The sequence below is a fragment of the Microbacterium sp. 22303 genome (assembly GCF_052045265.1).
GTDB lineage: Bacteria > Actinomycetota > Actinomycetes > Actinomycetales > Microbacteriaceae > Microbacterium.
Window position 1 is genome coordinate 139866 of sequence record NZ_JBQEOQ010000005.1, and the last position, 12930, is coordinate 152795.

15 protein-coding genes are annotated in these 12930 nt (G+C 70.6%); 6 read left to right on the plus strand and 9 right to left on the minus strand.

What is annotated here, in order from left to right; genetic code table 11:
• Positions 1-10: 10 nt before the first annotated feature.
• Positions 11-1390 (minus strand): hypothetical protein, encoded by a 1380-nt coding sequence (locus tag ACTJI8_RS14960; protein WP_440734211.1) that lies wholly within the window; start codon positions 1388-1390, stop codon positions 11-13.
• A 71-nt stretch (positions 1391-1461) separates the two neighbouring features.
• Positions 1462-2022 (minus strand): acyl-CoA thioesterase, encoded by a 561-nt coding sequence (locus ACTJI8_RS14965; protein WP_440734212.1) that lies wholly within the window; start codon positions 2020-2022, stop codon positions 1462-1464.
• 141 nt (positions 2023-2163) lie between these two features.
• Between ACTJI8_RS14965 and ACTJI8_RS14970 the strand changes: the two genes are divergently transcribed.
• Entirely contained in the window at positions 2164-2670 is a 507-nt protein-coding gene (locus tag ACTJI8_RS14970; protein WP_440734213.1) for an N-acetyltransferase family protein, read from the plus strand.
• Between the two features lie 130 nt (positions 2671-2800).
• Here ACTJI8_RS14970 and ACTJI8_RS14975 read toward each other — a convergent pair whose 3' ends face one another.
• Genes ACTJI8_RS14975 through ACTJI8_RS14985 form a run of 3 tightly spaced genes read right to left on the minus strand, consistent with a single transcriptional unit; the run spans position 2801 to position 6338 of the window.
• The gene (locus ACTJI8_RS14975) at positions 2801-4576 is read right to left on the minus strand and encodes a cytochrome b/b6 domain-containing protein (protein WP_440734214.1); all 1776 of its coding nucleotides are present in this window, start codon (positions 4574-4576) and stop codon (positions 2801-2803) included.
• 2 nt (positions 4577-4578) lie between these two features.
• On the minus strand, positions 4579-5559 hold the full coding sequence (locus tag ACTJI8_RS14980; RefSeq protein ID WP_440734215.1) for an electron transfer flavoprotein subunit alpha/FixB family protein: 981 nt from the start codon (positions 5557-5559) through the stop codon (positions 4579-4581).
• 2 nt (positions 5560-5561) lie between these two features.
• A complete protein-coding gene (locus ACTJI8_RS14985; RefSeq protein WP_440734216.1) occupies positions 5562-6338 on the minus strand; it encodes an electron transfer flavoprotein subunit beta/FixA family protein in 777 nt (258 codons plus the stop codon).
• 220 nt (positions 6339-6558) lie between these two features.
• Between ACTJI8_RS14985 and ACTJI8_RS14990 the strand changes: the two genes are divergently transcribed.
• The 5 genes from ACTJI8_RS14990 to ACTJI8_RS15010 all read left to right on the plus strand — a co-directional run bounded on the left by ACTJI8_RS14990 (position 6559) and on the right by ACTJI8_RS15010 (position 9216).
• Positions 6559-7095 (plus strand): MarR family winged helix-turn-helix transcriptional regulator, encoded by a 537-nt coding sequence (locus ACTJI8_RS14990; RefSeq protein ID WP_440734217.1) that lies wholly within the window; start codon positions 6559-6561, stop codon positions 7093-7095.
• A complete protein-coding gene (locus ACTJI8_RS14995; protein WP_440734218.1) occupies positions 7095-7577 on the plus strand; it encodes an SRPBCC family protein in 483 nt (160 codons plus the stop codon). The genes ACTJI8_RS14990 and ACTJI8_RS14995 overlap by 1 nt, the downstream gene beginning before the upstream one ends.
• 10 nt (positions 7578-7587) lie before the next feature.
• Entirely contained in the window at positions 7588-8028 is a 441-nt protein-coding gene (locus ACTJI8_RS15000) for a YdeI/OmpD-associated family protein (protein ID WP_440734219.1), read from the plus strand.
• A gap of 274 nt (positions 8029-8302) precedes the next feature.
• Positions 8303-8752, plus strand: coding sequence for a MarR family winged helix-turn-helix transcriptional regulator (locus ACTJI8_RS15005; protein ID WP_440734220.1), 450 nt, complete (start codon positions 8303-8305; stop codon positions 8750-8752).
• Positions 8753-8793: 41 nt separating this feature from the next.
• The gene (locus ACTJI8_RS15010) at positions 8794-9216 is read left to right on the plus strand and encodes an organic hydroperoxide resistance protein (RefSeq protein ID WP_440734221.1); all 423 of its coding nucleotides are present in this window, start codon (positions 8794-8796) and stop codon (positions 9214-9216) included.
• A 48-nt stretch (positions 9217-9264) separates the two neighbouring features.
• Here the strand turns inward: ACTJI8_RS15010 and ACTJI8_RS15015 are convergent, their stop codons facing one another.
• From ACTJI8_RS15015 to ACTJI8_RS15030, 4 genes are all read right to left on the minus strand, one after another.
• Positions 9265-9801, minus strand: coding sequence for a putative immunity protein (locus tag ACTJI8_RS15015; protein ID WP_440734222.1), 537 nt, complete (start codon positions 9799-9801; stop codon positions 9265-9267).
• A gap of 5 nt (positions 9802-9806) precedes the next feature.
• Positions 9807-10589 carry an enoyl-CoA hydratase-related protein gene (locus tag ACTJI8_RS15020; protein ID WP_440734223.1) on the minus strand — a complete coding sequence of 261 codons (783 nt, stop codon included), beginning with the start codon at positions 10587-10589 and terminating at the stop codon, positions 9807-9809.
• 183 nt (positions 10590-10772) lie between these two features.
• Complete coding sequence (mmsB, locus tag ACTJI8_RS15025) at positions 10773-11657, minus strand: 3-hydroxyisobutyrate dehydrogenase (RefSeq protein ID WP_440734224.1); 885 nt, start codon at positions 11655-11657, stop codon at positions 10773-10775.
• Positions 11654-12880: an acyl-CoA dehydrogenase family protein gene (locus ACTJI8_RS15030; protein WP_440734225.1), complete on the minus strand. Its 1227-nt coding sequence runs from the start codon at positions 12878-12880 to the stop codon at positions 11654-11656. Before ACTJI8_RS15030 ends, mmsB begins: the two co-directional genes overlap by 4 nt.
• Between the last annotated feature and the right edge of the window lie 50 nt (positions 12881-12930).

A 12930-nucleotide genomic window follows, 5' to 3' on the forward strand; every position in this document is an offset into this window, starting at 1 on the left:
TCGCGGGCGCTCAGGCCGGCGGCAGTCCCGGCGGAACCGGAGCGCCGGGCGGCAGGACGGCGGCTTCCGACGCCTTCGCACGCGGAGCCGCCGTGGGCAGCACTCCCGCGGCGGCGGTGATCGCGGCCGCGTCGACCTCCTCCTCGGTGACAGGCGCCGCGGCATCCGTCCGCGCCTCCTGCGCGCGGCGCAGCATCCCGAAGGTCGTGTCATAGGCGCTCGCCACCAGGGCGAGCCTGATCGGCTCGATGATCAGCGGCGGGAGCAGGAAGATCACCGGCCAGTACACGGCCCAGAACAGATCCGTGTCGTGCGGTCCGATCCAGCGGCTCAGCCCGTAGCGCAGCCAGGACTGTGCGACGACCACCACGGCGTACAGGAGCGCGTAGGAGCCGATGATCACGGGTCCTGCACGCCACATCAGCAGGATCGCCCGCCAGATGGGGAGGAACCGGGATCCGAGCTCGGTGCCGAGATCGCGCAGCCGGCGCATGACAGGGTTCGGCACACGGGCGGCCCGTTCGCGCATCTGCACGACGAGCCGGTGCTGGATCTGCAGCTTCTCCGCCACGATCGCCTGCCCGTAGACGACACCGGCGACCGTGAGCCACGCGAGGGGCGCGAGCAGGACGGGCCCCGCCTGCGAGATGAGCCAGCCGATCCCGTCGCCCAGCCAGACGATCGGAGGCAGCCAGCTCGCGAGCGAGGCGCGCATCTCGCCCAGCCACTGCATCGCCACGCGGGCATCGACCCATGCCGTCGCCGCATCGGTGATGTTCTTGAGCAGCAGCACGGAGAAGAACACCCAGACGACCTCGCAGTACACGGCGAGCAGGGCCAGCATCCGAGGGAGCCGGTTCGACCAGCGACCCCATGCCCAGCGCGCAGCGAAGGCGACGACGATGACGAGCACAGTCCAGACGTTGAACGACAGCTCGAGCACGTTGTCGCCGGGGTCGAAGGTGCGATCGGTGCCGAGGGTGGCGCCGATCTCCTCCCTGGTCTGCGCGAGCGCGCGCTGGCCGTAGCTCTGGATGTCCTCACGCAGCAGTCCCTGCGCGGCATAGACCGCGAAGAACGGCAGGATGCTCGCCAGCAGCGCGGTCAGGAAGCTGCGCCGCCGTTCTGCGGCCGACTCCGGCACGGGTGCCACGCTCTGCAGCGAGCGCAGGCCGTCGCGCATGACGAGCAGCATCCCGACCAGGCTGATGAGGCGCGCGAGCACGGCGATCGGGAGGATCAGCAGTCCGCCGACCGAGGTGTACGCGCCTACGACGCCGGCGACCTCGTTCACCGCGTAGTGCACGAGGATTCCCGCGAGATACCAGGCCAGCAGCGCAGGCCACCGCATCCACAGCACCCGGCCGGTCGTCCGAAGTATCGCCCCCACGCGCTCAGATTAGCGCGCCCGTCGCGGATCCCGGGGCCGCGGTGCGACCGCTTCTCGAAGCACGGAGCCGGTCAATCCCAGAGGCTCGGCGCCGGGGCCTTGGTCGGCGGCAGTGCGGACGCTGCGGCCCAGTCGTGGATCCAGTCCTCGACGCCCGGCACGTCTTCCGGGCGGCCCAGGGCTCCGAAGAACTCCTCGTGCGAGACGGTTCCGCCAGTGCGGCGCAGCATGCGTGCGCGCACGATCACCTTAGCGTAGACCTCGCCGTCGACGACCGCGCGGTGCTCCATGAACAGGGCCTTGTCGTCGTGTCCGATGAACCGGGACTCCACGTCGAAGCGCTGCCACAGTTCGAGCGACTTGCGGAAGGTGATCGTCTCGCTCGAGACCACGGCGTACCAGCCGCGCTCCTTCATGGCGTCGAACAGACCCGTGCGGATCAGCAGGTCCCACCGGCCGAGGTCGAATAGCGACAGATACCGGCCGTTGTTCATGTGCCGCAAGATGTCCAGATCCGTCGGCAGCGTGGTGAGACGGATCCGCCCGACGGCCGTCGCCGCCAGGGCCTGTCCCCGACGGGAGCGCCGGCGGGCGGAGAGGATGACGAGCAGGGTGCGCCAGATCACGTTCACACCGGGAGCGTAGTGAATCCGGCACGGATCCCAGGAATCGATTGTCGGATCCGCACAGTCACGACACACCGTGTCACGCGGCGAAACGAGCCCGTAACGCCCGATTTCTCCTCAGCGCACGGCGCGCGTAGAGTCACGAACATGAGCGCCGAAGCCCTTCCCACCGTCACCGTCCGGCCTGTTCGCGATGTCGATGCCGAAGCCCTCGGCCGTGTGCACGCGAAGTGCTGGCACGAGACCTACGACCACCTGATCAGCACCGCGACGCTCGAGGCCGTCTCGCCCAAGCGCCTCGCCGAGCTGTGGACGCACTGGGCCTCCCAGGGCGAGGAGTACCGCATGAGCGCGGCGCTCGTCGACGGCGAGATCGTGGGCTTCGTCGGATCCGGCCCGGCCCGTGACGAGAACCCGCCGGCCGAGCGCGAGCTCTACTTCATCTACCTGCTGGACGCCTGGCACGGCACCGGCATCGGCCAGCGCCTCTTCGAGGCGGCCGTGGCCGCCGGCGAGCACAGCTACCTCTGGGTGGCCGAGGACAACCCCCGCGCGCACCGCTTCTACGTGCGCAACGGCTTCGTCCTGGATGGCGCGTCGCAGCAGGAGCCGTTCCTCGGCGAGACCATCAAGGAAGTCCGCTTCGTGCGCTGACCCTTCTCAGCGCCTCTGCATCGAGGCCCCCTCCGAGCATCCGCGCCCCCACGGGGGATCGCTTCTCAGAGGGGGCCTCGACGCTGCGAGGGGGTGAAGACGGACCCGACGCTCCATCGGGTGCTGCCGGTCAGCGGCCTGAGACCTGGCCGAACATCTTCGCGATGGGGGCGAGCACGAGCGGCCGGGCGGCGGCCCACCCGCCGGCGATCACGACGAGCGAGAGCACGAACACCCAGAAGCCGGTCCAGGTGACCGCGTCCTGCGCGGCGAACATGTGGTTCAGGTTGCGCAGCATGCCGGTGAGCAGCACGAGCGCCACGTGCACCACGATGAACGCCGTGAAGAACAGCATCGTCGGGAAGTGCACCGCGCGGGCGATCTCGATCGGATACGCCTTCGACAGGCCCTCCGCCTTCTTCGGCCACAGCCCCGACATCCGGAACCCCGTGGCGATCGCGACGGGTGCGGCGAGGAACACGATCGTGAAGTAGGCGAGCTGCTGCAGGCTGTTGTAGTTCACCCAGCCGTTCTCGGTCGGCCAGTCGAAGGAGACGTACTGGAGCGCGGCGGAGAGCGCGTTCGGGAACACGTCCCAGCTCGTCGGCACGATCCGCATCCACTGCCCCGTGACGAACAGCAGCACCACGAAGATCACGCCGTTGATGATCCAGAGCAGATCGAGACCCTGGTGGAACCACAGCGTGAGGCTGATCTTGCCCTTCGGGTTGCCGCGTGGCGTCCAGAACGCGGTCGGCCGCTTCTCGCTGCGCACGCGCAGACCGGAGCGGATGATCAGTGTCATCAGGAACACGTTGAAGAAGTGCTGCCAGCCGATCCAGCCGGGGATGCCGACGGGCGCGCCCGCGGGCAGGTGGTACTCGCCTGGGTAGGTCGTGAGGAAGTCCTGCATGAACGGCAGGCTGCAAAACGCCCGCACGATCGCGATCGCGGCGCCCGCGAGCACGGCGAGTCCCGCTGCGGCGAACAGCCCGCCGATCGCCTGCGGCCAGGTCGGGCGGGGCCTCGACGCCGGCTCTGCCGCGAGGTGGCGCGGGGCGGAGCCGTTCCAGACCGTCCGGGTGAACGGCAGCGGCGCGGACACGTCCGGGCGCGTGGCGACAGCGGCCGTGGGCACTGCCGGTGCCGTGGCCAGTGCCGATGCCGCATCGGATGCGAGGTCGGGCTCGATGACGGCGATCCCGGCCGCCTCGGACGGAGTGGATTCGACCGCGGCCTCGACCAGCACGGCAGTCCCGGCCGGAGGCCAGGGATCCCCGCCCGCGACGCGCGGAAGTCCCCGGCGCAGGGCGGATCCGATTCCGGCAGTCGAGGCGATGTCGAGCTCAGACGCCGCGGGACCGACAGCGGCGGCAGCCGGGGCGGTGGCCGCAGCCGGGGCGGTGGCCGCTGCCGGGGCATGCAGAGCTCCTGCCGCGTTCTGAGCGTCGGCTTCCGTCTCGGACAGCGCCCTCGGGGGCTCGCTCGCGGCGCCCATCGCCGCCGCAGCACCAGCCGCCAGGGCACCGGCGGGCGGCCACGGGTCGCCCCCGGTCACCCGCGGGAGTCCCCGGCGGAGCGTGGATCCGCCTGCTGTCGCGCCGGCATCGCGGGCCGGATCCACATACGCGGAGGTGCTTTCCGCTTCTTCTCCGCTCCTCGGAGCGGCGTTTTCCATCCCCGCTGCCGCGCCGTGCGCCAGGGAGATGGATTCCGCAGCGCCGGGAACGCTCGGACCCGCGTTCTCCAGCTCGACGAGTCGATCATCGCGGGGTGCAGCATCGCCGGGCGCGACGGTGCCGACGGCGCCCGCGGCGGTGCCGACGGCGCCCGCGACGGCGACCCCGGCGGGAGGCCAGGCCTCGCCGCCACGGGTGCGGGGCAGTCCCCTGCGCAACGTCGCCATCGCTACTTCTTCCGTGCGCGCAGCTGTTCGATCACCTGCGGCACGACCGTGAACAGATCGCCCACGATGCCGAAGTCCGCCACGTCGAAGATCGGCGATTCCGGATCCTTGTTGATCGCGACGATCGTCTTGGCGGTCTGCATGCCGGCACGGTGCTGGATCGCCCCGGAGATGCCGAGCGCGATGTACAGCTGTGGCGAGACCGAGACGCCGGTCTGGCCCACCTGGTGCGCATAAGGGATGTACCCGGCGTCGACCGCGGCGCGGGAGGCGCCGATCGCGCCGCCGAGCTCATCGGCCAGATCCTCGACGAGGGAGAAGTTCTCCTTGGATCCGAGCCCGCGTCCACCCGAGACGACGACCTTGGCGCCGCGCAGCTCAGGCCGGGACGACACCGCCTCGACGGCCTCGATCGGCTCACCCGTGGCCGCCGGGGCTCCCGACGGCGCCACCGCGAGCGCCTCGACACGAGCATCGGCCACGGCCTCCGCACGCGCGTCGATCGCGCCCTGACGCACCGTGATCACGGGGGCGCCGAACGTGGGAGCGGAGTCGGTGAGGAACGCCCCGCCGTAGACCGAGTGGTGCGCCACCACGCCCTCGTCGTCGCGGGAGACCCCGATCGCGTCGACGGACAGCGCCAGGCGCTCGCGCACGGCGAGCCGCGCCGCGGCGTCGCGGCCCGCGATCGAGTTCGACACGAGCACCGCGTCCGGGCCGACCGCGCGGTACGCGGCCTGCAGCGCATCGACCACGGGGACGGTGACGGATCCGGCATCGACGTTCGCAGTCAGCACCACCTGCGCGCCGGCGGCGGTGGCGGCGTCCACCGCCGCCTGCGCGGTGCCGGCGGGAGCGGCCACGAGCGCGACCGGGGAACCCAGTTGCGCCGCAGCGCCGAGCAGGCCCGCGGTCGAGGGCGCTGCCGCACCCGCCGGAGTCACATCCACGAGCACAAGAATCGAGTCGGAGGGGTACGCCATGGTCACACCAGCCTGTTCTGCGCGAGGAACTCGACGAGCTGCGCGGCCGCGTCGCCCTCATCCGTGATCTTCACGCCTGCCGCGCGCGGCGGCTTCTCGGCCACGGCTGTGAGGATGGTCTGCGGCGCCTCCGCCGGGTCGGCGCTCACACCGAGGTCGGCCAGCGAGAGCACCTCCAGCGGCTTCTTCTTGGCCGCCATGATGCCCTTGAAGTTGGGGAAGCGCGCGTCGGGCAGCGCCTCGGTGACCGAGATCACGGCGGGCAGCGGCGCGCTCACCTGCTGGGATCCGAAGTCCGTCGCGCGCGTGCCCGTCACGGCGTCGGTCGCGATCGCCACAGCACTGAGCGCGGTCGCCTGCGCGAAGCCGAGATGCTCGGCGAGCATCGCCGGGATCACTCCCCCGGATCCATCCGTGGAGAGATTTCCGGTGATGACCAGGTCGGGCTCGCCGCGCCGGATCGCCGCCGCGAGCACCGCCGCGGTCAGGCCCAGGTCAGCGCCGCGCAGCTCTTCGTCGACGACGTGCACCGCGGATCCGGCGCCGATCGCGAGTGCTCGCCGGATCGATGCGGTCGCCGACTCGGGAGCCATCGACAGCGCCACGACCTCGGTCCCGGGGTTCGCGTCGGCGTAGCTCAATGCGACCTCGAGAGCGCGCTCGGTGATCTCATCGAGCACGACCTCCCCCGCGCCGCGGTCCGCCAGACCCGTCTCCAGGTCGAGCTTGCGATCCCCGTACGTATCGGGAACCTCTTTCACCAGGACGTAGATCTTCATCGAACCTCCGTTTGCGCTTGCGACGAGTCTAGCGGGCGAGAGTTGTGGAATTCGATCTCACACTCGGTGACATTCAGTCTCACCAGGCAAGACGGGCCGGCCACGCTCGCGCCACACGGCGCACCGAGACCGTGGCCACCGCCCTTCGCGCCCTCGACGGCGCCTTTCGGGTGCCAGCGAGCCGACGAGGATCCGTTTCCCGCCCCGGTAACGTAGGGGAATGGCCCGTCCGCATCCGCTGCCCGTCGACCCTCTCGCCGAGGCGAAGAGGCAGTGGCTCGCGCACGGCTGGGACCACGCCGCCGACGGCATGTCGCTGGTCACATCGGTCATGCGGGCCCAGCAGCTGCTGCTCGCCCGGGTGGATGCCACTCTGCGACCGTTCGCACTGTCCTTCGCGCGCTACGAGGTGCTGCGACTGCTCGCCTTCAGCCGCACGGGCACCCTGCCGCTGTCGAGCGTGGTCGCGCGTCTGCAGGTGCATGCGACGAGCGTCTCCAGCACGGCGGACCGCCTGGTCCGCGACGGCCTCATCGCCCGGCACCGCGACCCGCACGACGGCCGCGCCGCCCTGCTGGAGCTCACCGAGACCGGACGCGAGCTCGTCGAACGGGCCACGACGGCGCTCAACGACGAGGTGTTCGCGGATCCGGGGATCACCCCCGAGGACGGCGCGGATCTCGTCGCGATCGTGGCGCGCATGCGCAAGGCCGCCGGGGACTTCGCGGACCCGCGTCCGCAGCCGGATCCGCTCTGATGGGATCGTTCGTCCTGGAGCGGACGATCGCCGCACCCATCGAGCGAGTGTTCGCCCTCTCCCTGGACGTCGGCGTGCACGTCGACTCGATGGTGGCGCACGACGAGCGCATCGCCGACGGCGTGCGCTCCGGCCGGATGACCGAGGGCGACACGGTCACCTGGGACGCCCGGCATTTCGGGATCCGCTTCCGGATGACCTCGCTCGTGTTCGACGTGGACGCGCCGCACGCGTTCTCGGACCGGCAGATCCGCGGCCCGTTCGCCGAGTTCCGGCACCGCCACATCTTCGAGCCGGATCCGGCTCCGGGGAATCCCGAGCGCTCCGGCGAGCGCGCGACCCTGATGCGCGACGAGATCGTGTTCCGCTCGCCGTTCGGCCCGATCGGGCGGGTCGTCGACGCACTCGTGATGAGGCGGCATCTGGTCCGGCTCATCCAGCAGCGGGGCGACACCCTCGCCGCTCTGGCGGAGCGGTCGTAAGCTGACGCGCATGACCGAACTGCGGATCCGCACCATCCTCGAGCCCATGGGGCTGGCGGGGGCCATCGTGCTCTCCGATGCACAGGTCGCGGAGATCAGCACCGCGAAGGCCTTCCCCGTCGCGGTCACGATCGGGGAGAACACCGCACGCCTGCGGCTCGCGCGCATGGGCGGCAAGAACCTCATCGGCTTCAGCAAGGCGAACCGCGCCGCCATGGGCGTGGAGCTCGGCGAGGAGTTCGACGCGGTGATCACGCCGGACGTCGCCGAGCGCACGGTCGACGTGCCCGACACGCTGACGTCCGCCCTCGCCGAGGCCGGGCTCACCGCCGCCTACGAGGCGCTCAGCTTCACTCGCCGCAAGGAGATCGCGGGGTCGGTCGCCGACGCCAAGCAGGAGGCGACCCGCGACCGCCGCATCGCCAAGGCCCTGGACGAGCTGCGCGGCTGACCGCAGCCCCACCTCGAGCCGGCTCCTCAAGCCCCCGCCCCCGGGCCCTGGCCCGGGCCCTGGCCCCGGCCCTGGCCCGTTCAGTGGTCGCGAATTGCGGCTTTCCCGCGCGCAAAACCGCAATTCGCGACCAGCGAGCGAACCGGCGAGGCGGGATCGAGCCCGATCACCGACGGTGCGAACCGTACGAGTCGTCCACGGATGCCGGCGGGACCACCCCGCAAGCGCGGTCAGTTAAGTTGTGCACAACTAACTTGTGTGCAATGCTTGCGGCATGGCTGCAACCGACGAGATGGTGTGCTTCGCGCTCTACGCCGCGACCCGCGCGACGACCCAGGCCTATCGTGTGCTGCTCGAACCGTGGGGCCTCACGTACCCGCAGTATCTGGTGCTCGTCACCCTGTGGCTGGACGGCGAGCAGACGGTCTCGTCGCTCGGCGATCGCCTGCAGCTCGACTCCGGCACCCTGTCCCCTCTTCTGCGCCGCATGGAGAGCAGCGATCTGATCGTGCGCGAACGTCGCTCCCCCGATGAGCGGGTCGTCTCGATCGGACTGACCGCTCACGGCCTTCGTCTGCGCGAGGAGCTCCGCGAGATCCCCCGTCAGATCGCCGAGGGCTTCGCCCTTCCCGATCGCACGAGTGCCGAAGACCTCATCCGCAGACTGCACACGATCTCGTCATCCATGCACGCCGTCGCCGCCGGCCGCGCGTCGCAGCCGTGACCCCACCGACCACCTCCACCTCGATCCGAAGGAGATCACCCATGGACGTCCTCTACACCGCCGAAGCCATCGCAACCGGAGCCGGCCGCAACGGCCGGGTCGTCACGACCGACCGCCGCGTCGAACTGGACCTGGCGATCCCCCGCGAGATGGGCGGCTCCGGCGACGGCGCCAACCCCGAGCAGCTCTTCGCCGCCGGATACAGCGCGTGCTTCCACTCCGCGCTCCATTCCGTGGCCCGTGCGCAGAAGGTGTCGATCGCCGATTCCTCCGTCGCCGGCCGCGTGCAGATCGGCCCGAACGGCCAGGGCGGCTATCAGCTCGCGGTGCGCCTCGAGGTCGTCCTCCCCGGGCTCGAGCAGGCCCAGGCCCAGGCTCTCGCCGACGCCGCGCACCAGGTCTGCCCGTACTCGAATGCGACCCGCGGGAACATCGAGGTGACAGTCGTCGTCTCCGAGGACTGACTCGCGGTCACGGATCCTGACCGCCGCCGGCGCTGCCGGGCAGCCGACTCAGTCGCCGTCGTACACGTAGGCGTCGAAGCGGGCCGGGATGTTCATCCGCTGCCAGGCGAGCTCCTCGTCGCGGCGGGAGCGGTCGCCGGGGAACGCCCGGGCGGTGTGCCGCGGCACCTGACGGCTGTGTCCGGCGAGGTGCGCGACGGCCACCGCCTGCCCGCAGACGCGCGCAGCGGCGACGGCACTCGGATCCTGCGCCTGCCGCGCGGCCTCGTGGCAGGCGAACGCCTTCTCCCGCACGGCGTCGATGTCGAGCTCGCCGCGCAGGAACGCCTCTGCGGCGGCGAGCGCCTCCCGGGGGCGGTCGTCGTCGGGACGCTCGACCTGGAACAGCGGCAGCAGCCGCTCGGCGCAGGCGATGGTCCAGCCGACCAGCTCTCGCCGGTCGTCCTCCGACAGCCGCAGATCGTCGGAGTCTGGCAGTGCGCCGTCCGCGAAGAGCGGCACCACGTTGGAGTCGTCCCGGTCACGCCCGGTTGCATCATCGCCGGACGGATCCGGGAAGGATCCGAGGGAGCGGATGTCGGCCATGTCGATCACCGATTCACGAACTGGGGCGGTCGCTTCTCACGGAAGGCGGCCATGCCCTCCTTCTGGTCGACCGTATCGAACAGGGAGGCGAAGGCCTCGCGCTCGATATCGAGTCCGACCGCGAGCGTGGTCTCCATGGCGGCGTCGAGCGTCGCCTTCGCAGCGAGGATCGACGGCAGCGACTTCGACGCGATCGTCTCAGCGAGCGTCGACGCCTCGGCGAGCAGCTCGGCCGTCAGAACCACGCGCGACACCAGCCCCGCGCGCTCGGCCTCCTCGGCACCCATGATCCGCCCGGACAGCACGAGCTCGGCGGCCTTGTAGTAGCCGACCGCGCGGATGAGCCGCTGCGTGCCGCCCATGCCGGGGATCACCCCGAGGTTCACCTCGGGCTGGCCGAACTTGGCGTTGTCCGCGGCGAGGATGATGTCGCACATCATCGCGAGCTCGCATCCCCCACCCAGGGCGAAGCCGGACACGGCGGCGATGACCGGAGTGCGCACGGCGGCGAAGTCGCGCCACACGCCGAAGTGGTCGGTCGCGGTGATCTCGGCCGCGGACATCCCCTCCATCTCCTTGATGTCGGCGCCCGCGGCGAAGGCCTTCTCGGATCCCGTCACGACGATCGCACCGATGCCCTCGTCCGCGTCGAAGGCGGTGGCGGCGGCGGTGACCTCCTCGGCGACCTGCGAGTTCAGCGCGTTGAGTGCCTGCGGCCGGTTCAGGGTGATCCAGCCGACCCGTCCGCGCTGCTCCGTGAGGATCGTCTCGTACTCGCTCGTGGCCATGGTCATCCTTTCGCCGCACCTTCGTGGCGCTTCCAGTATCTCCGATGTCGGTGAACGGAGGGTGTCCCTCTCGTCCGAGCGGGGGGAGAGGATCCGCGAGACTCCATTTGAGCGACGAGACTGCGCCCGAATCGTGCAGTCTCGTCGCCCAGATGGAGTCTCGCGGTCAGGGCACGGGTCGGGTCAGGACGCGTCGCGGATGTCGGTGATGATGCCGGAGAAGTCGCGGGCGGCACCCGGGCCGGCCGCGAACGTCGCGTAGATCTGCTGCGCGAGCCGGCCCATCTGCGCGTCCGTGCCCGTGCCCTCGATCGCCTGCAGCGCGAGCCCCAGATCCTTCGCCATGAGCGCGCCGGCGAACCCCGGCTGGTAGTCGCGGTTGGCGGGGCTCGTGGGCACCGGCCCGGGCACGGGGCAGTTCGTCGTGATCGACCAGCACTGACCCGATGCCTGCGACACCACGTCGAACAGCGCCTGGTGCTCGAGGCCGAGCCGCTCGCCCAGCACGAACGCCTCGGCCACAGCGATCTGCGAGATGCCGAGGATCATGTTGTTGCACACCTTCGCGGCCTGCCCGAGCCCGGGCCCGCCGCAGTGCACGATGCGCTTGCCCATGGCCTCGAGCAGCGGCAGCGCCGCGGCGAAGTCCTCGTCGGATCCGCCCACCATGAAGGCGAGCGTGCCGTTCTCAGCCCCCACGACGCCGCCCGACACGGGGGCGTCGATGTTGCGGTGCCCGGCCTCGATCGCGAGGGCATGCGCGACGCGCGCCTCGTCGACGGCGATCGTCGAGCTCTCGATGAACAGCGTGCCGGGGTCCGCCGCGCCCAGCAGCTCGTTCTCGTAGGCGGCGATCACGTGCTTGCCGGCCGGGAACATGGTGATGACGACCTCGGCGCCGGCGACGGCGTCCACGCCGAACTGCGCGACCGGCAGCCCTGCGGCCGCAGCGGCGTCGACCGCGGCGGACACCACGTCGAAGCCGATCACCTCGTGCCCGGCGGCGAGCAGGTTCTTCGCCATCGGCAGGCCCATGTGGCCGAGGCCGAGGAACGCGATCCGCGTCATGACGCCACCTGCATCTGCGTGTTCTCGCCGCTGCGCTGGAGGCCCTGACGCATGGAGGCGGATCCGGAGGGGCGCAGCATCTCGCGTCCGACGATGAGTCTCATGATCTCGTTCGTCCCTTCCAGGATCTGATGCACCCGCAGATCACGGACGACCCTCTCGATCCCGTAGTCCTGAAGGTACCCGTACCCGCCGTGCAGCTGAAGGGCCCTGTTGGCCACATCGAAGCCGGCGTCCGTCGCGAAACGCTTGGCCATCGCACAGCGCATCGTGGCGTCCGGTGCCTTCTCGTCCACAGCCTGCGCACCGTCGCGCACCATGAGCCGAGCGGCCTGCAGGTCCGTGCGCATGTCGGCGACGGCGAACAGGATGGACTGCTTCTCCGCGAGGGGCTCGCCGAATGCCTCACGCTCGTGCACGTACTGCACGGCGCGATCCAGCGCCCACTGCGCACCGCCGATCGAGCAGGCCGCAATGTTGAGGCGGCCGCCGTTCAGCGCGCTCATCGCGATCGCGAAGCCCTGCCCCTCGGATCCGAGCATGTTCGTCGCCGGGACCCGGACGCCGTCCAGGATCACCTGGCGGGTGGGCTGCGCATGCCAGCCCATCTTCTTCTCCGGCGCCCCGAAGCTGAGACCCTCCGCGTCGCCCGGAACCAGGAAGGCGGAGATGCCGCGCGCTCCCGGGGCTCCCGTGCGGGCCATCACGATGTAGACGGCGGCCTCGCCTGCGCCCGAGATGAACTGCTTCACACCGGTGAGCACGTACTCATCGCCTTCGCGGGTTGCACTCGTCGCGAGCGCCGCGGCGTCGGATCCTGCTCCCGGCTCGGTGAGGCAGTAGCTGCCCAGTCCCTGCATCGTGGTGAGCTCGGGCATCCAGCGCGCGAGCTGTGCGTCGGTCGCATAGCTGTCGATCATCCAGACGACCATGTTGTGGATGGAGATGTAGGCGGCGATCGTCGGGTCGCCCTTGGCGAGCTCCTCGAAGATCGCGACGGTGTCGACGCGCTCGAGCCCGGTGCCCCCGGACTCCTCGCGCACGTAGATGCCGCCGAGGCCCAGCTCGCCCGCCGCGCGCAGAGTCTCGCGGGGGAAGAGGTGCTTCTCGTCGCGCTCGGCGGCGAACGGGGCGAGCTCGGTCTCGGCGAACTCGCGCACGGCGCCGAGGATGGCGGCGCGCTCTTCGCTGGTCATCGTGATCGGGGTGGCGACGGTGGTCATGTGGTTGCTCCTTGTGGGCGGCGTGTCGTCTCGGTCGCTTCGCGTCCTCG